The following is a 22,357-nucleotide window of genomic DNA, read 5'->3' as shown; positions in this document are numbered from 1 at the left end:
CCCGTCCTGCCTTAGAAGTAGTGCGGGAAGCTGGACCAGTCGGGGTCGCGTTTTTCCAGGAACGCTTCCTTGCCCTCCACGGCTTCATCGGTCATGTACGCCAGCCGGGTGGCTTCGCCCGCGAACACCTGTTGTCCTGCCAGGCCGTCGTCGGCAAGGTTGAAGGCGAACTTGAGCATCCGGATGGCCTGGGGCGACTGCCGGGCGATATCCGCGGCGTACTCCAGCGCGACCTCTTCGAGGCGTTCGTGGTCCACCGCCTCGTTGACGGCGCCCATCCGAACCATGTCCTCGGCGGAATATTCACGGGCCAGGAAGAAGATCTCCCGGGCTGCCTTTTGGCCGATCTGCCGGGCCAGCAGGGCCGAGCCGTAGCCGGCGTCAAAACTGCCCACGGTGGCGTCTGTCTGTTTGAACCGGCCGTACTGGCGGGAGGCGATGGTGAGGTCGGAGACCACGTGCAGGGAATGCCCGCCGCCTGCCGCCCAGCCGTTTACGACGGCGATGACCACCTTGGGCATGGTGCGCATGAGCCGCTGGACCTCCAGGATGTGGAGCCTCCCGGCCCGCGCTGGATCGATGCTTTCCTGGGTTTCACCGTTTGCGTACCGGTAGCCGTCACGGCCCCGGATCCGCTGGTCTCCACCGGAACAAAAGGAATGCCCGCCGTCCTTGGGAGACGGGCCGTTCCCGGTGAGCAGGACGGTGGCGACATCCGGGGACATCCGTGCGTGGTCCATTGCCCGGTACAGCTCATCCACTGTTCCGGGCCGGAAGGCATTGCGGACTTCAGGGCGGTTGAAAGCGATCCGCACCGTGGGCAGGTCGCGCACCCATCCGCCGTCGGCGTCCCGCTCCACCTGCCGGTGGTACGTCATGTCCTGGAAGTCGTCGAAGCCGGACACAACACGCCAGCGGGTTGGATCGAAGACATCGGACACCGAGGCGGGGATTTGGTTGCTCACCGTCCAAGTCTAGTAATCGGGGTCAGCTGATGCAGAACTCGTTGCCCTCGGGGTCAGCCATCGTGTGCCAGAAGTGCGGGCCCTCGTTGGCCGTCCAGAGGAACGTGGCGCCGCGGGCCTCGAGTTCGCGGCGCACCTCGTCCTTGTCGCGGCCTGCCAGGTTGATGTCCCAGTGCACCCTGTTCTTGACAGTTTTTCCCTCAGCCGCTGTCTGGAAAAGGAGCCGCCGTTCCGGTGCTTTTGCTTCGAGTTCCTCGTGCGGCCGGATCGCACAGCCGTCGCGCCACACCAGCTTGCCGTTATGCACGGTGGTCTGGTCCTCGGTGGCGAAGCCCTGGTCGATCATGGAACGGATGAAGCCCTCATCCTGAGGTTCCACCGCCCACTCCAGCGACTCCGCCCACCACTCGGCGAGGGAGTGCGGTTCCCTGCAGTCAATAACAATCTGGATGTTCAGTCCCATCCCACCACGGTACGGTGGCAGGTGCTCCTGCGGTAGGTGCGGTCAGCAGCGCGAATGGGGTTGTTGCCCGGTTTAGATCCGCAGCTTCCGGTTGCCCGTCAGGCCTGAACCTGCTGGAGTTGTTCGTAGAACTCCGGCGGGATGGCGTAGATGAACACCACTGCCAGCAGGTTCTTCGCGGCATGGACAAAGTAGCAGAACATCAGGTTCCTGCCCGTCCAGACGTACACAAACACCAGTGTTGCGCCCATGGCCAGATAGGGCATCAGGACTGTGAGCGTCAGGTCTTCCTGTCCCACGATGTGCAGGGCGGCGAACAGGACCACGGACAACAGACAGCACACCCAGATATTCACCCTCCGGCTCAGCTTGCCGATCAGCAGGTGGCGGAAGATGAACTCCTCCACAAACGGGCCCACCAACACCAGCAGCGGGACCATCAGCCACGCGGGCACCTGCTGCATCAAGGCCTGGAGTCCGGCCTGGTTTTCCGAGGTCGCCACACTGCCGCTGGCCGCGACGGCGACGGCGGAGAGAATCATCATGGCGATGACCGCGGCCGGGACCATCAGCAGCGTGAACCACGGACGCGTTGCCAGCACGCGCAGGTCGCGCCACATCACTCGCCGGGCAGCTACGAACGCCAGTATGCCTACGGACGCATAGAAGAGCAGGTTTGTGGCATAGGAGGCAGCCGCAGGGGTGGGGGCTATTTGCCGCAGGAAGGGTGCAAGCAGCTCCCCGGCCAGGGTGAAGAACCCGGCGAGAGCCACGTAGAGGATGACTGTGAGCACATCCAGGGGCGAAAACCGGTAGAGCTGTGGCTGTGGTGCAGGTGGTATTCGGTGTGCGGTGGCCATGGTTTCAGCCTAGCCCCCAACCAGGTAGCGCCGAGTGTAGCTATGGAGCACCAAAACGGCAGTTAGCGCTACCTGGTCGGGCCGGGGGGAGAGCTGGTGGCGTTGCCGGGGGAATCGTGCTTCACCTAGAATATTCGGTATGCCTAAACTTTCATTTCGGTGCGCCAAAGTAGCCGCCCGAAGAAGCTCCCTCCGCCAGGTGCGCTTCCGTGCCGCCGCGGCAGCCGTCGTCGTACTTTCCCTTCTGGTGACCGCCTGCGAAGGCGGTGCCTCCGGAAATGCCAGCGACAGCAAACCAGTGGTGTTGACCACCTTCACGGTGCTGGCCGACGTCGCGCGGAACGTAGCCGGGGACAAGCTCACGGTTGAATCCATCACCAAGGCCGGCGCCGAAATCCACGGCTACGAACCCACGCCCGGTGACATCCGCAAGGCCTCCAAAGCGGACCTCATCCTAGACAACGGGCTCAACCTGGAAGCTTGGTTCGGGCAGTTTGTGGAAGGCCTGGACGTCCCGCACGCCATGGTGAGTGACGGCGTTCAGGTGATGTCCATCAGCGAAGACTCCTACCAGGGCAAGCCCAACCCGCACGCGTGGATGTCGCCGGTGAACGTGCAGATTTATGTGGACAACATGGTGAAGGCCTTCAGCGACCTGGACCCGGACAACGCCGAGGCCTTCAAGGCCAACGGTGACGCGTACAAGGCCGAGCTCCAGGCTGTGCAGGACCAGATGAAGTCCAGCCTTGCAGCAGTTCCCGAAACCCAGCGTGCCCTCGTCACCTGCGAAGGTGCCTTCTCGTACCTCGCCCGTGACGCCGGACTGACCGAAGTGTACATCTGGGCTGTCAACGCCGAACAGCAGGCAACGCCGCAACAGATCACCCGGGCGATCGAGTACGTCAAGGCCAACAAGGTCCCCGCTGTCTTCTGTGAATCCACTGTTTCCGACGCCCCCATGCAGCAGGTGGTGGGCGCTACCGGGGCCACGTTCGGCGGCACGCTCTACGTTGACTCCCTCTCCGAAGCGGACGGGCCGGTCCCCACCTACCTGGACCTCATCCGGCACGATGCCGACGTCATTACCAAGGCGCTCGCCGGGGCAACCAAGGGGGCAGGGTCATGACCTCCCCGGCAATCCTCGTGGAAAAGGTGACCGTCCATTACGGCGAGGTCCGGGCGCTGGATTCAGCAAACCTGGCCCTTGAGCCCGCCCGGATCTGCGGCCTGGTGGGCATGAACGGGTCCGGCAAGTCAACGCTGTTCAAGGTGATCATGGGAATGATCAAGCCCGACGCCGGCACCGTACGGATCAATGGGCAGCCACCCTCAAGGGCGCGCAAGCAAGGCGGCATCGGCTACGTCCCGCAAAGCGAGGACGTTGACTGGCAGTTTCCGCTGTCCGTGCGGGACGTGGTGATGATGGGCCGCTATGGCCACCAGGGCTTTACCCGGCGTGCGTCCAAAGCGGACCGCGCCGCCGTCGATGAAGCACTGGACCGGGTGGAACTCGGGCCGTATGCCGGCCGCCAGATCGGGCAGCTTTCCGGCGGCCAGAAAAAGCGCGCCTTCGTGGCCCGCGGCATCGCCCAAGGTGCCACGACCATGCTCCTGGATGAACCCTTCGCCGGTGTGGACAAGCGGTCCGAAGCGACCATCACGCGGCTCCTGCGGGAGCTCGCCTCGGACGGCTGCACCATCCTGGTGTCCACGCACGATCTGCACGCCCTGCCGCAGTTGTGTGACGAAGCAGTCCTGCTGATGCACAAAGTGTTGATGCACGGCCCGCCGGACGTGGTGCTGCAGCCCGAAAACCTGGCGATGGCGTTCGGCCTGGACGTGCTGGAGCGGGGCCTGCCGGAGCGGGATCAGTCGGCGGCCGAGGTTTCGGGCAGCAAAATGCCGGCCGGCAACCCACCCGGCAGGATTCTGGACGGCAAGCGGGTGAACCGCTGATGGAGATCCTCCTCGAACCGCTGGGCTATGACTTCATGGTCCGCGCCCTGGTGACCACCGCCTTGGCCGCGGTGGTCTGTGCCGTGTTGAGCTGCTGGCTGGTGCTGATCGGCTGGTCCCTGATGGGCGACGCAGTGTCCCACGCCGTGCTGCCCGGAGTAGTGCTCGCGTACATCGTGGGCGCGCCCTTTGCGCTGGGCGCGCTGGTGTTTGCCCTCATTGCCGTGACGTTGATCGGGGTGGTCCGCAACACCAGCCGGGTGAAGGAAGACGCCGCAATCGGCATCGTGTTTTCCTCGCTGTTCGCCCTGGGCCTGGTGCTGATCTCGGTGACGCCCAGCCAGACGGACCTGAACCACATCATTTTCGGTAACCTGCTTGGCGTCAGCGTCCCGGACCTGATCCAGGTCCTGGTGCTGGGTGTGGTGGCGTTTGTTATCCTCATCCTCAAGCGGCGGGACCTCACCCTCTACGCCTTCGACCCCACCCATGCGCACGCCATCGGGCTCTCACCGCAACGGCTCGGGGCATTGCTCCTGGGCCTGCTCGCGCTGACCTCCGTGGTGGCGCTGCAGACGGTGGGCGTGGTCCTGGTGGTGGCCATGCTGATCATCCCCGGAGCCACGGCGTACCTGTTGACCGACCGCTTCTCGCGCATGCTGGTCATCGCCCCCGTGGTCTCGGCGGCCTGTTCGCTCGCCGGCATCTACCTCAGCTACTACCTGGACACCGCCTCCGGCGCCATGGTGGTCCTCACGCAGGGAGTGGTGTTCGCCGTCGTCTATCTGTTCAGCCCGCGGCAGGGACTGATCGGCACCCGGTTGGCGAAGGCCCGCCGCAGGAAGGCTGTTGCCGTCGCCGTGTAGCGCTCCCGGCAAGGGAAGTACGACGGCGGCACCTGGCGGGGTGCCGCCGTCGGCCTTTCGCTGCGTTTGCCCCGGCGACCGCTTGACTCAACATCCCCCGGCGGGCAGGCTGGAGCGATGAAGTCCTAGCCCAGCAGCCCGGCCACGCCGGACTGTTCCCACATCCAAGGCCGTCGTCGAGCACCGGGTGAAGCCGGTTCAGCTCCGGCGGCCATACGCGGAACTTATGCGAGGACTTCCCGTGACAGAACACATCAACCTTTCGGACGTCTCCCACGGCTACGGCGACCGCTTGCTGCTCGACGGCATCAACCTGACCATCACTGCGGGCGAGCATGTGGCGGTAGTGGGTGAGAACGGCGCGGGCAAATCGACGCTGCTGAGGATCCTGGCCGGCCTTGAACAGCCCCACGAGGGGTCTGCCGCCATCGGCGGCCGCGTCGGCTACCTCGCCCAGACCCATGGTTTGCCCGAGTCCTTCACCGTTGGCGGGGCCATCGACGCAGCCCTCGCATCGCTCCGGGCACTCGAAGCGGAGCTGGACCGGCTCGAGGCCAGTCTGGCTGACGCAGAGGACCGCGACCTGGACGCGTACGGCAGGCTGCAGACGGAGTACCAGCTCCGCGAAGGCTACGCCGCCGAACCGCGGGTGGAGGCTGGGCTGGACCGGCTGGGCCTGGGCGGCCTGGACCGGAACCGTGCCCTGGGATCGCTTTCCGGCGGCGAACAGGAACGCGTTGCGCTGGCCTGCGTCCTGGCCGATCCGGCGGACATCCTGCTCCTCGACGAACCCACCAACCACCTGGATGCCCGCGGAACAGCGTGGCTGGAGGACAGGCTGGCCGCCCACCGCGGCACTGTGGTGGTGGTGTCCCACGACCGCATGCTGCTCCGCAAGGTGGCGGCCGCCATCATCGAAGTGGATGCCGAGCGCCGTGCCGTCAACCGCTACGGCAGCGGTTACGACGGTTATCTCCGCGAGAAGGCCGCCGAACGCCAACGCTGGGTCCAGCAGTACCACGGCTGGCTGGACGCCATGGAGTCCGAAAAACGGCAGGCGGAGACTGTTGCCGGGACCATGGGGTACGGCCGCAAGCGCGACGGCGACAAAATGGGCTTCGACTTCAAAGCCGGCACCTGGCAGAAAGCCGCCAGCAGCCAGGTCCGGAACGCGCAGGAACGGCTGCGGCGCCTTGAGGCCAGCCCAGTGGAGCAGCCGCCGGTGCCCTTGCGGCTCGCCGCGCCTGCCACTTTGCCTTCCGAAGCTGCGCCGGCCGTTGCCGGTCCGGCTGCGCTTTCTGTCCACGGGGTGAGCGTTCCGGGCCGCCTTCAAGCCACCGACTTCCAGGCCGCCCTGGGCCAGAAGGTCCTGATCACCGGGCCGAACGGCGCCGGCAAGTCCACACTGCTGTCCGTGCTGGCGGGGACGCTGATACCTCCCGCAGGAAGGGTGACCCGGCCGGAGCGGGTGGGCTACCTGCAGCAGGAACTGGAGCTGCCGCAGCAGCCTTCCCTCCGGCTGCTGCCCGCCTTTGCGGCCGGGCTGGGCGGGAACATTGATGAGCATGCTGAATCGCTGCTGCGGTTGGGGCTGTTCCGGACCAGCGAGTTCCACGTTCCCGTCGGGAGCCTGTCCGCGGGCCAGCAGCGCAGGCTCGCGCTCGCCCGCCTGCTCCTGGGCGGCTACAGCACCCTGATTGTGGACGAGCCCACCAACCACCTGGCACCCGTATTGGTGGAGCAGCTTGAGGCTGCGCTCGCGGCCTTCACCGGGACCCTGGTGATGGTCAGCCACGACAGAGCCCTCCGCGAATGGTTTGCCAAGTGCCGGCGCGCTGTGGACAGCAGGGGGACCACGGGCGGAAACGTGGGCGGAAATACCGTGGCCGGGCAGTGGCTCCGCTACTCCATGGACAAGGGCGTGCTCGCGCCTGCCTGATTCAGGTCCCTGGGGTCCACGGCTGCCCGTGCCCGTTTCGACGGTTCACTGCAGACTCGACGCGCGCCGCCGTCGAACGGGCACGGAACCGTCGAAACGGTGTGGGACCACCGCGGCGGGTGGACGCCGGCGTCACCGCTGCAGGCCCCGGTGTAGCCCGCGTCACGTAGCACCCCTTGGCGTCTTGTAAGATAGACGAGCCGCGCGAAGCTTCGGCGCCACGAGAGATTCCGATCACATTGCGTTGCCCAACAGGGCTAAACACCGAATATGTGAGTGGAATCATCCGTAGCCCGGATGCGGCCAACCCCCAACCCACAAGGAATCGTTGTGCCTCAAAGTACCCCCACAGATCTCCAGAACAACACGGCACCATCCACTGCCGTCGACCCCACCCTCAGCGCCGAGGGTTACAGCAAGACCCTGGGCAGGCGCCACGTCACCATGATCGCGATGGGCGGCGCCATCGGCGTCGGCCTGTTCATGGGAGCCGGCGGACGCCTTGCCTCCACCGGCCCGGCCCTGATCTTCTCCTATGCCATCGCCGGCGTCATTGCCTACCTGCTGATGCGGGCCCTGGGCGAACTCATCATGTACCGCCAGACCTCCGGCTCGTTCGTCAGCTACGCCGGCGAGATGTTCGGCAAGAAGGGCGCGTTCCTGTCCGGCTGGATGTACTTCATCAACTGGGGCATGACCGGTATCGCCGAACTGATCGCCATCGGCCTCTACTTCCAGTTCTTCTTCCCCAACGTCCCCGTGGAAGCCTCGGCCATCGCCGCGCTGGCCCTCCTGGTGGCCGTCAACCTGCTGAGCGTCAAGGCGTTCGGTGAGTTCGAGTTCTGGGCCTCCTGCCTCAAGGTGGGCGCCATTCTGATCTTCCTGGTGGTGGGCACCTTTATGGTGGTCACCAACGCCCAGGTGGGCGACGGCAACGCATCGGTCGCCAACCTCTTCGCCGCCGAAGGCGGAATGTTCCCCAAGGGCGCATTGGTCATGGTCCTGGTCCTCAACGCCGTGATCTTCGCGTACAACGGCATCGAACTCGTGGGCATCACCGCCGGCGAGATGCAGAACCCGGAACGCGAAGTGCCCAAGGCGATCCGCGCCGTCGTGCTCCGCATTGTGGTGTTCTACGTTGGTTCCGTGACCCTGCTGGCCATGCTGCTGCCGTCGGACCAGTACGTGGCGGGCACCTCCCCGTTCGTCACCGTCTTCGGCCAGATGGGCCTTGCCTGGGTGGGCGACGTGATGAACATGATCGTTATCACCGCGGCGCTGTCCTCCTGCAACTCGGGCCTGTACTCAATCGGCCGCGTGTTCCGCACCATGGCCAACAACGGGCACGCCCCGCAGTGGCTCACCCGGATGTCCCGCCGCCACGTCCCGTACGCGGCTATTCTCGCCATCGCGGCGTTCTACCTGGTGGGTATCATGCTGAACATCTGGCTGGGCGGCTCCCACGCGTTCGACCTGGCGCTGAACACCGCCTCGATCGGCGTCATCTTCACCTGGGGCGCCATCTTCGCCAGCCAGATCGCGCTGCGCCACAGGAAGGGCGTCACGTCCAGCCTGCCGATGCCCGGTTCGCCGTGGACCAGCTGGGCCGGCCTGATCGCCCTGCTCGCCATTGCGGTGCTGATCGGCTTCGACACCATGACCAGCAAGACCGGCGAGGTGTTCTACCTGGGCCTCTGGACCCTGGCCACCATTCCGTTCTTCGCGGTGGTCCTGTGGCTGGGCTGGCAGAAGGTCAAGAACAACGAGCCCAAGAACGCGCTCTACAGCTAGGCACCAAGCAGTACGACGACGGCGGGATCCCCTGGGAGGGGAGTCCCGCCGTTGGCGTTTCCCGGCTTGGGAGGTGGTGCGGAGCGGCCGGCGGGGGCAAACTGGGGCGTGTGAGCGAACCGTGGGTGCTGCATGTGGATCTGGACCAGTTCATTGCGGCCGTCGAAGTGCTGCGCCGGCCCGAGCTCGCGGGCAAGGCGGTGATTATTGGCGGCCGCGGTGACCCCACCGAGCGGGCGGTGGTGTCCACGGCGTCCTACGAAGCCAGGGCGTACGGCGTCGGCTCGGGAATGCCGCTGCGGATCGCCGCGCGGAAAGTGCCCGATGCCGTCATCCTGCCCGTCGACCAGGATGCCTACCTCGCTGCGTCCGAGGAAGTCATGGCGGTGCTGCACGCACAGCCAGGCGCTACGGTGCAGGTGCTCGGGTGGGATGAAGCATTTGTTGGTGTGCAGACGGAGGATCCGGAGGCCTACGCCCGGCAGCTGCAGCACGCCGTCCTTGAGAAGACCCGGCTGCACTGCAGTGTGGGCGTCGGCGACACCCTGGTGCGGGCCAAGGTGGCGACGTCGTTCGGCAAGCCGGCCGGCGTCTTCCGGCTCACGGAAGACAATTGGCTCGACGTCATGGGCAGCCGGCCAACGATCGAGCTGTGGGGCGTGGGAACAAAGGTGTCGCGCCGCCTTGCCAAGCTCGGCATCGAGACGGTTGCCGGCCTGGCAGCATCCAATCCTGATGACCTGGTTCCCGAATTCGGCCCGAAGATGGGTCCCTGGTATGCGCAGCTCGGGCGGGGCGATGGCGGGCGGATCGTTGATGACACGCCCTGGGTGGCCCGCGGGCACAGCCGCGAAATCACCTTCCAGCGCGACCTGACTGAATCCGGGCAAATTGATGATGCCGTCAGGGAGTTGGCGGCGCACGTCCTGGCGGATGTCGCCGCCGAGGGGCGCCCGGTGATCGGACTGACGCTCAAGGTCCGCTACGCCCCGTTCCTCACCAAGACGTACGCCCGGAAGATTCCCGAGACGTCGGACCCCGTGGAAGTACTGGCCCGCACCCTTGAGCTGGTGGCGAAGATCGAGCCGGATCGTCCCATCCGGCTCCTGGGGCTCCGGGCCGAAATGACGATGCCCGAAGACTCCAGGCAGGGGCATACGCCCACCCGCAGCGGCTGGTGAACGCAACGCTTAGGACCTGTTGTTCCCACTGTCCGGGACAAACAGAACGGCGGCGGATCCCTTGGAATCCGCCGCCGTTGGGCTCTGTTCCAGCCAGGCTTGGTAGGCGGGCTGCCGCAGGAAGGGGCTAGTCGCGCTTGAACTCGTCCTTGACGCTTTCGCCGACCTTCTTGGCGTCAGCCTTGACCTGGTCGGTCTGGCCTTCAGCCTTCAGCCGGTCATTGTCGGTGGCGTTGCCGGTGGCTTCCTTGGCCTTGCCGCCGAAATCTTCTGCTGCGTTACTGATCTTGTCTCCGAGGCCCATGGGTGGTGGCCTCCTTTCGTTTCCGATGATCAAACAGTGCTTTTTCACACTAACACGAAGCTTGCTTACTATTTCAAGTCCCTTGTTTCCGGCGGGGAGGGGCGCCTGTTGATTGTCCGTGCCCGAGGCTAGGCTCGAAACATGGACCACAGCATCAGCCTCACCCAGCACGTCAACGCGTCCCCCGAAAGGGTCTGGTCCGTCATCACGGACATCCCCGGTTCGGCGGCAACGTTGTCCGGAGTAGACTCCGTGCAACTCCTTACCGACGGCCCCTACGGGGAGGGGACGCGCTGGAAGGAGACCCGGAAGATGCTGGGCAAAGCCGAAACAGTGGAGATGTGGGTGGCGGAAGCCGATCAGCACCGCAGCACCACCGTCAAGGCTCTCCAGGGCGGTGCGGACTACACCACGCGCTTCGGCCTTGCCGCTCGCGACGGCGGCACCGACCTGACCCTCATCTTCGGCGCCGAGGTCATCAAGCCGACATTCGCGAGCCGCCTCATGATGCTGCTGTTTGGCAGGATGGGCATGGCGGCCACCCGCAAGGCCCTGACGAAGGACCTGGCGGAGATCGCGGCCAAAGCAGAATCGCTTCCGTAGTGGGCGGGCGTCCTCCCAGGGTCGGTGCTTCCGGTGTTATCGCGCCCAGGCTCACGCCAGTGCGGCTGGAGAACCTAACGGACCAGCCGACGTCGGATTTCCGCCGCGGTGAACGGTACGACGGCGGCCGGTACAGCCGTGCCGAGGCCGACGGTCTCGAACTGAGCGGCACGGACTTTGCGGAGTGCGAATTCATAGGTGCCTCCTTCAACGACACCCAGCTCCGTGGCTCCTCGTTCCGCGACTGCATCCTGGGTGAGCTGTACGCGCCCGTGTTTAGGGCGGCCCGGTCCACTTGGCGGGACGTTGAGCTGCGGAACCCGAGGCTGGGTTCGGCGGAGCTTTACGAAAGCGGCTGGCAGTCGGTCCGCGTCGACGGCGGCAAACTGGACTTCCTCAACCTGCGCGGCGCCAGACTTGCGGACGTGCTCATCACCGACTGCATCATCAACGAACTGGACCTGGGCTCCGCCGCAGGTACCCGCGTGGCGCTGAAGAACTGCACCGTAGGTTCCCTCGACCTCGGTGGGGCAAAACTCAAGGACTTCGATATCCGTGGCACGGAGTTCCGCAGCATCAGCGGCCTCGGAAGCATGGCGGGCGTGGTGGTCGATGAGTATCAGCTGGGCCTTCTGGCGCCCCTGCTGGCAGCGCATCTGGGCATCTCGGTCCTCTAGCCTCCGGAGGTGTTCGCAACGGGAGCCCTCCCGTGTACTATTTACAGAACGAACGGTCGGTAAGTGTCTCCAACTCAGTAGCGCTAAGTGTCGTTTTGGACGCTCAAAACGACGCTTGCTGCTACCTGGTTGGGGAGGGGAGCGCTGCCGGCCGACGATGACAGTGCTGTTTATCGCGTGAAGGGTGTTTCCATGGCTGCAACCGCAGGTCCGCAGGCTTTCCTTGTTGGCGGGGTCCGAACGCCGGTAGGCAAATACGGTGGCGCACTCTCGTCCATCCGCCCCGATGACCTGGCAGCCCTGGTAATCCGCGAGGCCGTGAACCGGGCCGCGCTTGATCCGGACAGCATCGACGAGGTCATCCTGGGCAACGCCAACGGGGCCGGTGAGGAAAACCGGAATGTCGCGCGGATGGCCACCATACTTGCCGGGCTGCCGCTCCACATTCCCGGCATCACGGTGAACCGGCTGTGCGCCTCCGGCCTGAGCGCCATTATCCAGGCGAGCCACATGATCAAGTCCGGCGCCGCAGACATCGTCATCGCCGGTGGCGTGGAATCCATGAGCCGTGCGCCCTGGGTGCAGGAGAAGCCCAGTTCCGCCTTCGCCAAGCCGGGGCAGATTTTTGATACGTCCATCGGATGGCGCTTCACCAATCCACAATTCCACAAGGGTGAGCTGTCCCGCGACGGCAAAATGACCTACTCCATGCCGGAAACGGCCGAAGAAGTGGCCCGCATGGACGGCATCTCCCGCGAGGATGCCGACGCCTTCGCGGTCCGTTCGCACCAGCGCGCATTGGACGCCACGGCTGCCGGCCGGTTCAAGGACGAGATCGTGGGGGTTACCGTCAAGACCCGGAAGTCCGAGCATGTTGTGGACACGGATGAAGGTCCCCGGGCGGACACCACCCTGGACGTCCTCGCCGGGCTGAGGCCGGTGGCGAATGGCGGGACAGTGGTTACAGCCGGCAACTCGTCCTCGTTGAACGACGGCGCCTCTGCCATCATCGTCGCCTCTGAGGCGGCCATTGAGCGGCTGGGCCTCACGCCCCGCGCGCGGATCATCGATGGTGCTTCGGCGGGCTGTGAGCCCGAAATCATGGGCATCGGCCCGGTGCCCGCCACCCAGAAAGTCCTCAAGCGGAGCGGCCTCAGCGTAGGTGACCTTGGCGCCGTCGAACTTAATGAAGCATTCGCCACACAGTCCCTCGCCTGCATCCGCCGGCTGGGCCTCGAACCAGAGATTGTAAATAACGACGGCGGTGCCATCGCTCTGGGGCACCCGCTGGGTTCCAGCGGTGCCCGGATCGCCATCACCCTGCTCGGAAGGATGGAGCGGGAGGACGCCCGGGTTGGCCTGGCCACCATGTGTATTGGTGTTGGCCAAGGCACGGCGATGCTGCTGGAGAAAGTCTGATGCCGGGCGCCGTGGACCTGGCGGCGGAGAAGTTCCATGCGCTGCTGGTGGAGGAGCGCAGCGACCGCGTGGTGGTGCTCCTCAACCGTCCTGAGGTCCGGAACGCCATTGACCAGCAGATGGTGGACGAACTCCACGTGGTCTGCGCCGCCCTTGAACAGGACCCGAAGGTGCTGATCATCGCGGGTGTGGAAGGTGTGTTTGCCTCCGGGGCGGACATCGGGCAGCTGCGCGAGCGGCGCCGGGACGATGCCCTGCAGGGGATCAACTCCACCATCTTCGTCCGGATCGCCAAGCTGCCCATGCCGGTGATCGCCGCCCTCGACGGGTACTGCCTGGGCGGCGGAGCGGAGCTGGCCTACGCGGCCGACTTCCGCATCGGCACACCCAACGTGCGCATCGGCAACCCGGAAACCGGGCTGGGGATACTCGCCGCAGCCGGGGCCAGCTGGCGGCTCAAGGAGCTGGTGGGGGAGCCGGTGGCGAAGCAGATTCTGCTGGCCGGCCGGGTCCTTGGCGCCGAGGAAGCGCTGGCGGTGAACCTCATCACCGAAGTCCAGGAGCCATCGGAGCTCCTGGACGCGGCTCATAACTTAGCAGATCGAATCGGCCGGCAGGATCCGCTGGCGGTGCGCATCACCAAGTCCGTGTTCCACGCCCCGGCGGAGGCGCACCCCCTGATCGACCAAATGGCCCAGGGCATCCTTTTTGAATCCGAGGCCAAGTTTGACCGGATGCAGAAGTTCCTCGACAAGAACTCCGCCAGGAAGGCCGATAAGAACGCCGGTGTGAAGGCCGGCAATGAGACCGGAGAGAAGAACTGATGAACAATCCGCAACCCAATTTCGGGCTCCCTTCCCGCGTGGGCGTCCTCGGTGGCGGCCGCATGGGCGCCGGCATCGCACACGCGTTCCTGGTCAAGGGTGCTGACGTGCTGGTGATTGAGCGCGACGAGCAGTCAGCCGAGGCTGCCCGGGAACGGGTTGAGTCCGCCGCAGCCAAGAGCATTGAGCGCGGTGCCGTCGACGCCAGCCTGGATGAACTGGTGTCCCGGCTTGCCCTGGGTGTTGACTACGACGCCTTCAAAGACCGGCAATTGGTGGTCGAAGCGGTACCCGAAGACTGGGACCTGAAGGTTGCTGCGCTGCGGGGCATTGAGGAGCGGCTGGCCAATGACGCGTACCTGGCGTCCAACACCTCGTCGCTGTCCGTGAGCGGTCTGGCCAGTGAACTGGAACGGCCCAGGAACTTCCTGGGTCTGCATTTCTTCAACCCAGTGCCGGCATCCACCCTGATCGAGGTGGTGCTCGGAACACGCACGTCTCCCGCACTCGCTGCCGCGGCGAAGGGGTGGGTGGAGGCGCTTGGCAAGACCGCCGTCGTCGTCAATGATGCTCCAGGCTTTGCATCTTCCAGGCTCGGCGTTGCCATCGCCCTTGAGGCGATGCGGATGGTGGAGGAGGGGGTGGCGTCCGCAGAGGACATCGACGCCGCCATGGTCCTTGGCTACAAGCACCCCACCGGTCCGCTGAGAACTACCGACATCGTGGGGCTGGACGTCCGGCTCGGCATTGCCGAATACCTGCATTCGACGCTGGGTGACCGTTTCGCTCCGCCGCAGATCCTCAAGGACAAGGTGGCCAGGGGCGAACTCGGACGCAAGACCGGGAAGGGCTTTTTTGACTGGCCAGGTTAGGAAAGCGGGCTAGTCGAAGAAGCCCACGATGTAGCCGATGAAGTACAGGAGTGACAGCAGGACCACTACCGCGATAGCTGCGATCACAAAGAACTGTGTGCTTCTTTTCGTGCCGTGTTCGTCATGCCCCTGGGTGGTGTTCGTGGAGGCTTCGCCCGGCGGCGTTTCCCCTGGCGGTACTCCGCCTCCCGGCTCCAGGCCAGTGAGCTTGTCGTCTTCCGGGTCCGGATTGTGTCCTGACACGTTATCTCCCTCGTTTCCGTCCTGGTGCTGTTTCCAGCGTAACCGGCCCGGGTGGTTGGACCTAGGCTGGTGCGGTGACCTTCCTTAAACCCCTTACCCTGACCGGCCGGTATATAACCCTGGAGCCGCTGAATCCAGAGCATCACGACGGCCTGGTTGATGCCGCACGGGACGGTGAGCTGTGGCGTCTCTGGTACACGTCCGTGCCGGCGCCTGACGACATGGCAGCCGAAATTCAGCGGCGGCTCACCCTGCAGGAGCAGGGTTCGATGCTGCCGTTCACCACACGGCTGATCGACCCCGCCACCGGTGGCCCCGGCAGGATCATCGGGATGACCACCTACATGAATGTCGACGCCGGCACTCCCCGCCTGGAGATCGGCTCCACCTGGAATGCCGCTTCCGTGCAGGGAACCGGAACGAATCCGGACTCCAAGCTGGTGCTCCTGCGGCACGCTTTCGACGTTCTTGCGTGCCCGGCCGTTGAGTTCCGGACACACTGGCTCAACCACCAGTCGCGCGAGGCGATCGCCCGGCTGGGAGCCAAGCAGGACGGCGTACTCCGGAACCACTCAAGGACGCGCGACGGCATCCTGCGCGACACCGTAGTGTTCTCCATCCTCGAGCACGAATGGCCCATGGTCCGCGCCGGGCTCGAATACCGGCTGGACCGGCGGGGGTAAGGGGGAGTTGGTCAGCGCCGTGGAGGCTTGTTGGTCAGCGCCGTGCCAAAGCCTGGAGGTTCACGGCACCAGTGAGGGCATCGGCGTAGGCAGCATGTCCGGCCGCATTGGGGTGGAAAGTGGTATCTGCGAACTCAATGGGTGGCACAAGGTCAAGGGCAATCCATTGCTGCAACGTGTTGGCCGCATGCCCCGCGAACGGAACTGTTACATCGATGTACACAGCGTTGGCTCTTGAAGCGGAGTTGGCCTTAGCCACTGCTGCATCGATTGTGGCATTCAAGGCTGCCGTGCCTGCGTTGACCAAAGTTTGGCTCTCTGCGGTAATTACTGGAAACCCGTCCTCGGGATCAAAGAGCAGTGGGTAACCGAAAACTACAATCCTGGCCCTCGGGGCCGCATCGTGAATGGCGGTGAGCGCCTTGACAAGGTTGGTCTGTATTGTGGGCAACTTCGCTTGCGCCTGCGCGAGCTCCAACTGGCAGGCTTGGACACTGGAGAAGGCACACTTTGACAGAACTGTGTTGAAGTCAAGGTCATTCGCACCCGCGGTCAGAGTAACCAGTTCAGTGCGGCCCGAAAGTCCCTCGGTACGGACAAGGGCTGCGATCTGCTCCAAGACGCTGGGCACGATGCCAGATGCCCTGGCATCGAGGAGCGCTCCGTGGCATGCACCGTTTATTACCTCGTCAATGATGGGTATGGCAGCGAGCTGGTCCGCATAGCCACCGGTTGTCCGGTCGCAAGGGAAGTTGGGGTCGAATGGTCCGGCCCCAGTCCCGGCCGTGTAGGAATCACCGACCGCTACGAGGTCGACTCGCGGCGTTGGCGGCGCGGCGTCCGCCGGGATGGCCGTGAAGGCCAGTGCCATAGCCACAGTGGCGAGGCCGGCCCCAAAAGCCGAGTGCCGCCGTCGTAATGCATTTCCCATTGAGGCTCTCCTTTGAACCGTGAACAGAAGTCATATGGGTGTCACCGTACTCCTGTGTATCCGATTTCCGTGTGTATGTCCCCTAAAGTGACGTGCGGCTCCTGTGGCCAGTGTGATTAGCTGTCCGGATGAGCAAAGCGGGCGGGTCCGTGGACTGGGATGGTGCTGTCAACGCGTGGCATGTTGCCGGGGGTGTTTACCGGATGGGTCGGCGGGAATGGCTGACGGAAGCGGGGTGGCGGCAGGCGTATGACGACGGCGTCCGCACGGTGATTGACCTCCGTAACGCTGCGGAGGCGCGGCGCCGGGACAGCGATCCGCTGGTAGGAGATACCGCCTTGGGCGGGATAACGGTGGTTTCTGCACCCACCGAGGAGCCGGGCGATCCGCGCTTCACGGAGCTGTCCGGGCCCTACCTCAACGATCCCGCCTATTACGCAGACAACGCCCGGCTCTTTCCGGAAAAGCTGGCGGGCGTCTTTCGTGAGCTTGCCTCTGCAGCGGCGCAAGGTGATGTAGTGCTCCACTGCGCTGCCGGCCGGGACCGCAGCGGGATGGTTGCAGCGATGGTGCAGGACCTGGCGGGGGCCTCCGACCAGGAGATTGCGGACAGCTACCGGCGTGCAGCCCGCGGCATCAACGAGCGCTACCGCACCCACGGTCCTCCCCATTCGCGGGAACGGTACGTTGAGGACGTGGAGCTCGCGCCCTTGCTGGAACAGCGCGGCGCGGCGGTGGTGGACTTTGTACGGAGCCTCGACACGCGTGCTTTCCTGTTGCGAAACGGTGTCACACCTGGCGAGCTGGACGCGGTGCTAGCCCTCTGCGGAGCCGGGGTGTCCCGGTGATGGGTGGCAAAACACGGCGTTTCCTGGCGGCCGGAGCGGCCGTTGGAGTACTGGCATCCTCCGCCTACGCCGTGGGTCCGGTGTGGGCTGCGGATCAACCTGTGCCTGGTCCTGCCGGCGTCACGGATGACGCGCGTCATTCCGGCCTGTCCGCGGCTGCTCTCGAGGAAGCCCTGGCGAGGGACCTTGGTATGACTCCAGCGGAATTTGCTGCGGAGGGGGAGCTGGGCACCCGTGCGGCGGATGTTGCAGCCAAGTTGCGGGACGTCCCCGGCTACTCGGGGATACGGCTGCGGGACGAGAAAATTGTTGTAGCGGGTACCGGCGCGGAGCTGCTGGCGGAAGTGGCAGTGCTGGCCGACAGCATCCCGAGCCTGGCGGTGGAGGGCCCCGCCCAATCGCGGCCGGTGGAGGCACCCGGCGCCGCCGAACCTCAAGGCAGCGAACTTGCCGTCAACACCGAGCAGCTGTTCCAGGCGTACATCCGGGAAGTGGGCTCTGCGGACCTGCAGGCGGTGGTGGAGTCTGGCGGGAAATTCGTCATCCGGACCGGCGACGTCAATTCGCCGGAGTCGACGGCCGGTCCGGGTGTTGGCCAGCCCGCTTCGGCCGTCCCAGCGGATGCCACGGCGGCACCTGGTGCCGGCAGGAAGTCTGCGGCTGAGTTCGTTGCCCGTTATGCGAACGTGGAGCTCGACGGTGGTGCTCCGCTCACGCCTGAGGCCGACGTTCCCGGGGGCGTTGGCTTTATCGCTGACACCGGGTGGATCTGTTCCACCGGTTTCTCCGCCTTCGACCCTGCCGGCCTCCCTGCCGTTCTTACCGCAGGGCATTGTGCCGCGGACGGCGCTTCAGAAACAGCAACCTTGGAATTCCAGTTCGAGAAGGTGGGTTTGCTGGGGCAGTTCGGATTTAGCCAGTTTGGCGGCCCCGGTAACTCCCGGATCGTGGACAATCCGCTGGACCCCGGCAACCCGGGCAATGTCGGCACTGATGTGGCGGTGGTGGAGTCACTTCGTCCTGATCTCGACCCGGTTCCCGCTGCCAGTACTTGGGGTGACGTGTCGCAACCTGGACCTGACGTCAAGATCATCGGTACGGCCGAACCAGTGATCGGGTTGGACGTATGCCGCTCGGGCAGGACCTCGGCCTGGTCCTGCGGCAAGGTGGATGAGGTGGGGATCTACACCGTGCCCGGACCGACCTATGGGACTGACCCTACTGACCTCAGGGCTTTCCGCGGTTTCCTCTCCTACGACGTCCAGTCCAGCGGAGGAGATTCCGGTGGTCCGTATGTCAGCGGCAACTACGCACTCGGACTGCATGCGGCCGGGGAACGAGCAGGTCAAACCAACCGTGCTGTAGCCGCCACGCTGGACGATGCCATCGCGGTTCTGCCCGGGTACCAGCTGGAGCTCTTCCTCAACAAGCCTGCTGTGGCCTCTCCAGCGCCGGGTGTCCCATATGAGCCGGGGCAGGTGGTGAGCGGGAACGTTCCGGCCGCCCCCGCTTCTGCGGTTGCCGCCGGGTCGGGCGTACGGATCACTGTTGAGGGGCAGCAACCGTTCGATGTTCCGGTCAGTTCCGACGGCAGCTGGAGCTTTCCTGCTCCAAAAGGGACCGAGACGCTCCGGTTCACGGCCGAGACGGTCAACGGATTCAGTGCCTCCGGGCCCACGGGCTTTGAGTTGGTTTCAGCTGCACGAGCCGAACCGGAACCGCCGGCACGCGTGCCGAACGCGGCCCCCGCACCCGCCCCGGCGCCGGCTGACCGAGCCCCGGCTGACCCGGCCGTGGCGCTACCACAGGCTCCGACGGAGAACCCAACCGCCGTCGTCGTGAACCCGCCCGGCAGCATGCCGTCCGCTGGCCTCGCCAACACTGGGGGCACTGCTGACCGCAGGAACAACGGCAATCTTGCGTACACTGGGCCCTCCGCACTTCTCCCTGCGGCAGGTGCTGCGGCAGCGGCCATCGTCGTTGGTACCGTGCTGATGGTGCTGGTCCGGCGTCGGAGGCAACACACCCGCGAATAGGGTTTCGACCGGCTCAACCACCGGAAGACAAGCCCAACCACCGGACGGCAGGCTCAACCTCGCCCGGCAGCCGCTATTTGTGGCGTCGCATCAGGAAGTTGGTGATGCGCATGGTGCAGAGCCGCTGGCCAGCCTCGTTGGTGATAACCACCTCGTGCGTGGTGAGGGTGCCGCCCAGGTGGATGGGCGTGGCGGTAATGGTCACCTGGCCCTCCCGCGCCGAGCGGTGATGGGTGGCCGAGACGTCCACCCCCACGGCCGTCTTGCCCAGGGTACTCGCGTGGATTACGGCGGCCCAGGACCCCACCGCTTCGCCCACGGCCAGCGACGCCCCGCCGTGCAGCAGCCCGAAGGACTGCCTGTTCCCCTCCACAGGCATGGTGGCGACCACACGCTCCACCGACTCCTCAAGAATCTTCACGCCCATCTTCTCGTCGAGCTCGCCGAGGGTGATTTTCCACAACTGGTGCGCATCCAGGTGGTTCTCCACGGCTGCATCCTTGGGTGACGGGGCGCTCATACGTTCTCCTTCTGGGTAGCCATTTCAAGCCCGGCCTTCTAGTCTGCACCACGGCCTTTCATGTATGGTGAATATATTACCGAACGGACGGTCAGTAATCACTGGCCGCCTTTGTATGTCCCATGTTGGAAGGACCCGTCAACGATGACCACCACCGCCACAGCTCCCCAGGCCACGGTCGACACCGTGGAGACAGTGCCCAGCTTCATCATGGATGCGTGGTGGACGCCTGACGACGGTGCCACGGCTTCCGCTGTCCCCGTGCGCGACGCGAGCACCGGGGAGATCCTGGCCAAGGTGAGCACGGAGGGGCTGGACCTGTCCACCGTCGTCGACTACGGCCGCACCACCGGACAGGCCGAACTCGGTCAACTGACCTTCCACCAGCGCGCGCTCAAGCTCAAGGAGCTGGCGCAGTACCTCCACGCCCGGCGAGAGCACTTTTACTCCTTCTCGGCCCAGACCGGCGCCACCAAGGTCGACTCCATGATCGACATCGATGGCGGCATCGGCGTCCTCTTCACGTTCGGCTCCAAGGGCCGGCGCGAACTGCCCAACTCCCAGGTGGTGGTGGACGGGCCCATGGAGGTGTTGTCCAAGGACGGATCCTTCGCCGGCGAACACATCTACACCCGCATCCCCGGTGTCGCCGTACAGATCAACGCGTTTAACTTCCCGGTGTGGGGCATGCTGGAGAAGTTCGCCCCTGCCTTCATCGCCGGCGTTCCCACCATCGTTAAGCCCGCCACGCCCACCGGGTACGTGGCGGCGGCCGTGGTCAAGGCGATCGTTGAATCCAACATCCTGCCGAAGGGCTCGCTGCAGCTGATTTCCGGTTCCGTCCGCGGGCTGCTGGATGTCCTGGACTACCGCGACCTGGTTGCCTTCACGGGCTCTGCCTCTACCGCCCTCTCCCTGAAGTCCCACCCCAACGTGGTTCAGGGCGGGGTCCGCTTCACCTCCGAAACCGACTCCCTGAACGCCGCCATCCTGGGCCCGGACGCGGTGGAGGGCACGCCCGAATTCGACGCTTTCGTCCGGTCAGTCGTCACCGAGATGACGGCCAAGGCGGGGCAGAAATGCACCGCCATCCGGCGCGCCATCGTTCCGCAGGAACTGGTGCCCGCGGTGTCGGCGGCCATCGGCAGGCGCATCTCCGAGCGGGTCGTCCTCGGGGACCCGCGGGCGGACGGCGTCACCATGGGCGCGCTCGCCTCAGTGGAGCAGCTTGAGGACGTGCGCGCGGCCGTCCAGTCAATGCTCGACGCCGGAGGTGAGCTCGCGTACGGAACGCTCGAATCGCCGTCGGTCACCTCTGCCGACGGGTCCACCGGCGTGGTGGACGGCGGCGCCTTCATGGCCCCCGTCCTGCTGAGTTGGCAGGACCCTGAGGCGGAGGAAGTCCACTCGCTGGAGGCGTTTGGCCCTGTTTCTTCCGTCATCGGGTACAAGGACATTCCCGACGCCGTCCGCCTCGCCGCCCGCGGTAACGGCTCCCTGGTGGCTTCCGTGTGCACCAATGATCCCGCCATCGCACGCGAACTGGTCACCGGGATCGCCGCCCACCACGGCCGCGTCCTGATGCTCAACCGCGAGGACGCCCGCAGCTCCACCGGCCACGGCTCGCCCGTGCCGCACCTGGTTCACGGCGGTCCGGGCCGGGCAGGCGGCGGTGAGGAACTGGGCGGTATCCGCTCGGTAATGCACCACATGCAGCGCACTGCAATCCAGGGCTCGCCCAACATGCTCACCGCCGTCACCGGTGTCTGGCATGCCGGCGCCGACCGCAACTTCACGGTTGAAACCGAAGGGACCCACCCATTCCAAAAGTCCCTGGAAACGCTGCGGATCGGAGACGCCGTCCGGTCCGAACTCCGCCAGGTCACGCTGGAGGATATCTCGGCCTTCGCCAAGACAACCGGCGACACCTTCTACGCCCACACTAACCAGGAAGCCGCGGAAGCCAACCCGTTCTTCCCGGGCATCGTGGCGCACGGCTACCTGCTGCTCAGCTGGGCCGCCGGCCTGTTCGTGGACCCCGCCCCGGGTCCGGTCCTGGCCAACTCCGGGCTCGAGAACCTGCGCTTCGTCACTCCGGTGGCCGGGGGTGACTCGATTCGGGTGACCTTGACTGCCAAGAGAATCACCCCCCGTGAAACCGACGAATACGGCGAGGTGGCCTGGGATGCAGTGCTGACCAACCAGAACGACGACATCGTGGCCACCTACGACGTCCTCACCCTCGTAGAAAAGTAACCCCTCAACGCCCCATCACCTTCCGCACGTTTTTTCGGGACGCCCCATCACCTTCCGTCGGGAGGTGATGGGGCGTTCCCGGTTTTATGGCGGGAGGTGATGGGGCGTTTCAGGGAGGGA

The 22,357-nt window shown here is 65.3% G+C and carries 22 protein-coding genes; 15 read left to right on the top strand and 7 right to left on the bottom strand.

The window, feature by feature from the left end; genetic code table 11:
• Positions 1-11: 11 nt before the first annotated feature.
• The 3 genes from M1E07_RS16395 to M1E07_RS16385 form a co-directional block, all read right to left on the bottom strand.
• Positions 12-965 (bottom strand): 1,4-dihydroxy-2-naphthoyl-CoA synthase, encoded by a 954-nt coding sequence (locus M1E07_RS16395; RefSeq protein ID WP_461187688.1) that lies wholly within the window; start codon positions 963-965, stop codon positions 12-14.
• A 22-nt stretch (positions 966-987) separates the two neighbouring features.
• Complete coding sequence (locus M1E07_RS16390) at positions 988-1,428, bottom strand: VOC family protein (RefSeq protein ID WP_461187687.1); 441 nt, start codon at positions 1,426-1,428, stop codon at positions 988-990.
• A 98-nt stretch (positions 1,429-1,526) separates the two neighbouring features.
• On the bottom strand, positions 1,527-2,288 hold the full coding sequence (locus M1E07_RS16385) for a lysostaphin resistance A-like protein (RefSeq protein WP_461187686.1): 762 nt from the start codon (positions 2,286-2,288) through the stop codon (positions 1,527-1,529).
• A gap of 139 nt (positions 2,289-2,427) precedes the next feature.
• On the opposite strand from M1E07_RS16385, the gene M1E07_RS16380 reads away from it, so the two are divergent.
• From M1E07_RS16380 to M1E07_RS16355, 6 genes are all read left to right on the top strand, one after another.
• Positions 2,428-3,414 (top strand): metal ABC transporter substrate-binding protein, encoded by a 987-nt coding sequence (locus M1E07_RS16380; protein WP_461187685.1) that lies wholly within the window; start codon positions 2,428-2,430, stop codon positions 3,412-3,414.
• Entirely contained in the window at positions 3,411-4,244 is an 834-nt protein-coding gene (locus M1E07_RS16375) for a metal ABC transporter ATP-binding protein (protein ID WP_461187684.1), read from the top strand. The genes M1E07_RS16380 and M1E07_RS16375 overlap by 4 nt, the downstream gene beginning before the upstream one ends.
• On the top strand, positions 4,244-5,110 hold the full coding sequence (locus tag M1E07_RS16370; RefSeq protein WP_461187683.1) for a metal ABC transporter permease: 867 nt from the start codon (positions 4,244-4,246) through the stop codon (positions 5,108-5,110). The genes M1E07_RS16375 and M1E07_RS16370 overlap by 1 nt, the downstream gene beginning before the upstream one ends.
• Before the next feature lie 241 nt (positions 5,111-5,351).
• Positions 5,352-7,049, top strand: a complete 1,698-nt coding sequence (locus M1E07_RS16365) for an ABC-F family ATP-binding cassette domain-containing protein (protein ID WP_461187682.1) — start codon at positions 5,352-5,354, stop codon at positions 7,047-7,049.
• Between the two features lie 330 nt (positions 7,050-7,379).
• Positions 7,380-8,840 (top strand): amino acid permease, encoded by a 1,461-nt coding sequence (locus M1E07_RS16360; protein WP_461187681.1) that lies wholly within the window; start codon positions 7,380-7,382, stop codon positions 8,838-8,840.
• A 110-nt stretch (positions 8,841-8,950) separates the two neighbouring features.
• On the top strand, positions 8,951-10,021 hold the full coding sequence (locus M1E07_RS16355; RefSeq protein ID WP_461187680.1) for a DNA polymerase IV: 1,071 nt from the start codon (positions 8,951-8,953) through the stop codon (positions 10,019-10,021).
• A gap of 127 nt (positions 10,022-10,148) precedes the next feature.
• On the opposite strand, the gene M1E07_RS16350 is transcribed toward M1E07_RS16355, so the two are convergent.
• Positions 10,149-10,325 (bottom strand): CsbD family protein, encoded by a 177-nt coding sequence (locus M1E07_RS16350; RefSeq protein WP_104044994.1) that lies wholly within the window; start codon positions 10,323-10,325, stop codon positions 10,149-10,151.
• Between the two features lie 141 nt (positions 10,326-10,466).
• On the opposite strand from M1E07_RS16350, the gene M1E07_RS16345 reads away from it, so the two are divergent.
• The 5 genes from M1E07_RS16345 to M1E07_RS16325 all read left to right on the top strand — a co-directional run bounded on the left by M1E07_RS16345 (position 10,467) and on the right by M1E07_RS16325 (position 14,720).
• Positions 10,467-10,928: an SRPBCC family protein gene (locus M1E07_RS16345; RefSeq protein ID WP_461187679.1), complete on the top strand. Its 462-nt coding sequence runs from the start codon at positions 10,467-10,469 to the stop codon at positions 10,926-10,928.
• A 59-nt stretch (positions 10,929-10,987) separates the two neighbouring features.
• Entirely contained in the window at positions 10,988-11,605 is a 618-nt protein-coding gene (locus M1E07_RS16340) for a pentapeptide repeat-containing protein (RefSeq protein WP_461187678.1), read from the top strand.
• 192 nt (positions 11,606-11,797) lie between these two features.
• Positions 11,798-13,024 carry a thiolase family protein gene (locus tag M1E07_RS16335; protein ID WP_461187677.1) on the top strand — a complete coding sequence of 409 codons (1,227 nt, stop codon included), beginning with the start codon at positions 11,798-11,800 and terminating at the stop codon, positions 13,022-13,024.
• Positions 13,024-13,848, top strand: a complete 825-nt coding sequence (locus M1E07_RS16330; RefSeq protein ID WP_461187676.1) for an enoyl-CoA hydratase/isomerase family protein — start codon at positions 13,024-13,026, stop codon at positions 13,846-13,848. The genes M1E07_RS16335 and M1E07_RS16330 overlap by 1 nt, the downstream gene beginning before the upstream one ends.
• The gene (locus tag M1E07_RS16325; RefSeq protein WP_461187675.1) at positions 13,848-14,720 is read left to right on the top strand and encodes a 3-hydroxyacyl-CoA dehydrogenase family protein; all 873 of its coding nucleotides are present in this window, start codon (positions 13,848-13,850) and stop codon (positions 14,718-14,720) included. Before M1E07_RS16330 ends, M1E07_RS16325 begins: the two co-directional genes overlap by 1 nt.
• 9 nt (positions 14,721-14,729) lie before the next feature.
• On the opposite strand, the gene M1E07_RS16320 is transcribed toward M1E07_RS16325, so the two are convergent.
• On the bottom strand, positions 14,730-14,963 hold the full coding sequence (locus M1E07_RS16320; protein ID WP_461187674.1) for a DUF6480 family protein: 234 nt from the start codon (positions 14,961-14,963) through the stop codon (positions 14,730-14,732).
• Between the two features lie 74 nt (positions 14,964-15,037).
• Here M1E07_RS16320 and M1E07_RS16315 point away from each other — a divergent pair, with 74 nt between their 5' ends.
• Complete coding sequence (locus M1E07_RS16315) at positions 15,038-15,646, top strand: GNAT family N-acetyltransferase (protein ID WP_461187673.1); 609 nt, start codon at positions 15,038-15,040, stop codon at positions 15,644-15,646.
• Between the two features lie 34 nt (positions 15,647-15,680).
• Here the strand turns inward: M1E07_RS16315 and M1E07_RS16310 are convergent, their stop codons facing one another.
• On the bottom strand, positions 15,681-16,577 hold the full coding sequence (locus M1E07_RS16310) for an SGNH/GDSL hydrolase family protein (protein ID WP_461187672.1): 897 nt from the start codon (positions 16,575-16,577) through the stop codon (positions 15,681-15,683).
• A 128-nt stretch (positions 16,578-16,705) separates the two neighbouring features.
• Here M1E07_RS16310 and M1E07_RS16305 point away from each other — a divergent pair, with 128 nt between their 5' ends.
• Positions 16,706-17,425 (top strand): tyrosine-protein phosphatase, encoded by a 720-nt coding sequence (locus M1E07_RS16305; RefSeq protein WP_461187671.1) that lies wholly within the window; start codon positions 16,706-16,708, stop codon positions 17,423-17,425.
• On the top strand, positions 17,425-19,461 hold the full coding sequence (locus tag M1E07_RS16300; RefSeq protein ID WP_461187670.1) for a S1 family peptidase: 2,037 nt from the start codon (positions 17,425-17,427) through the stop codon (positions 19,459-19,461). Before M1E07_RS16305 ends, M1E07_RS16300 begins: the two co-directional genes overlap by 1 nt.
• 73 nt (positions 19,462-19,534) lie before the next feature.
• On the opposite strand, the gene M1E07_RS16295 is transcribed toward M1E07_RS16300, so the two are convergent.
• Complete coding sequence (locus M1E07_RS16295; RefSeq protein ID WP_461187669.1) at positions 19,535-19,981, bottom strand: PaaI family thioesterase; 447 nt, start codon at positions 19,979-19,981, stop codon at positions 19,535-19,537.
• 144 nt (positions 19,982-20,125) lie between these two features.
• Between M1E07_RS16295 and paaZ the strand changes: the two genes are divergently transcribed.
• Complete coding sequence (paaZ, locus tag M1E07_RS16290) at positions 20,126-22,237, top strand: phenylacetic acid degradation bifunctional protein PaaZ (protein WP_461187668.1); 2,112 nt, start codon at positions 20,126-20,128, stop codon at positions 22,235-22,237.
• Positions 22,238-22,357 lie beyond the last annotated feature (120 nt).

It is taken from the genome of Arthrobacter sp. Z4-13 (assembly GCF_054792705.1).
The sequence above is the reverse complement of the archived record's forward strand: the minus strand, read 5'-3'. Positions and strand labels throughout refer to the sequence as shown.

Excerpts from the sequence above, each read along its gene's own strand:
- M1E07_RS16390 (WP_461187687.1), bottom strand. The coding sequence starts at position 1,428 with ATGGGACTGAACATCCAGATTGTTATTGACTGCAGGGAACCGCACTCC.
- M1E07_RS16385 (WP_461187686.1), bottom strand. The coding sequence starts at position 2,288 with ATGGCCACCGCACACCGAATACCACCTGCACCACAGCCACAGCTCTAC.
- M1E07_RS16380 (WP_461187685.1), top strand. The coding sequence starts at position 2,428 with ATGCCTAAACTTTCATTTCGGTGCGCCAAAGTAGCCGCCCGAAGAAGC.
- M1E07_RS16375 (WP_461187684.1), top strand. The coding sequence starts at position 3,411 with ATGACCTCCCCGGCAATCCTCGTGGAAAAGGTGACCGTCCATTACGGC.
- M1E07_RS16370 (WP_461187683.1), top strand. The coding sequence starts at position 4,244 with ATGGAGATCCTCCTCGAACCGCTGGGCTATGACTTCATGGTCCGCGCC.
- M1E07_RS16350 (WP_104044994.1), bottom strand. The coding sequence starts at position 10,325 with ATGGGCCTCGGAGACAAGATCAGTAACGCAGCAGAAGATTTCGGCGGC.
- M1E07_RS16345 (WP_461187679.1), top strand. The coding sequence starts at position 10,467 with ATGGACCACAGCATCAGCCTCACCCAGCACGTCAACGCGTCCCCCGAA.
- M1E07_RS16335 (WP_461187677.1), top strand. The coding sequence starts at position 11,798 with ATGGCTGCAACCGCAGGTCCGCAGGCTTTCCTTGTTGGCGGGGTCCGA.
- M1E07_RS16330 (WP_461187676.1), top strand. The coding sequence starts at position 13,024 with ATGCCGGGCGCCGTGGACCTGGCGGCGGAGAAGTTCCATGCGCTGCTG.
- M1E07_RS16325 (WP_461187675.1), top strand. The coding sequence starts at position 13,848 with ATGAACAATCCGCAACCCAATTTCGGGCTCCCTTCCCGCGTGGGCGTC.
- M1E07_RS16310 (WP_461187672.1), bottom strand. The coding sequence starts at position 16,577 with ATGGGAAATGCATTACGACGGCGGCACTCGGCTTTTGGGGCCGGCCTC.
- M1E07_RS16305 (WP_461187671.1), top strand. The coding sequence starts at position 16,706 with ATGAGCAAAGCGGGCGGGTCCGTGGACTGGGATGGTGCTGTCAACGCG.
- M1E07_RS16300 (WP_461187670.1), top strand. The coding sequence starts at position 17,425 with ATGGGTGGCAAAACACGGCGTTTCCTGGCGGCCGGAGCGGCCGTTGGA.
- M1E07_RS16295 (WP_461187669.1), bottom strand. The coding sequence starts at position 19,981 with ATGAGCGCCCCGTCACCCAAGGATGCAGCCGTGGAGAACCACCTGGAT.
- paaZ (WP_461187668.1), top strand. The coding sequence starts at position 20,126 with ATGACCACCACCGCCACAGCTCCCCAGGCCACGGTCGACACCGTGGAG.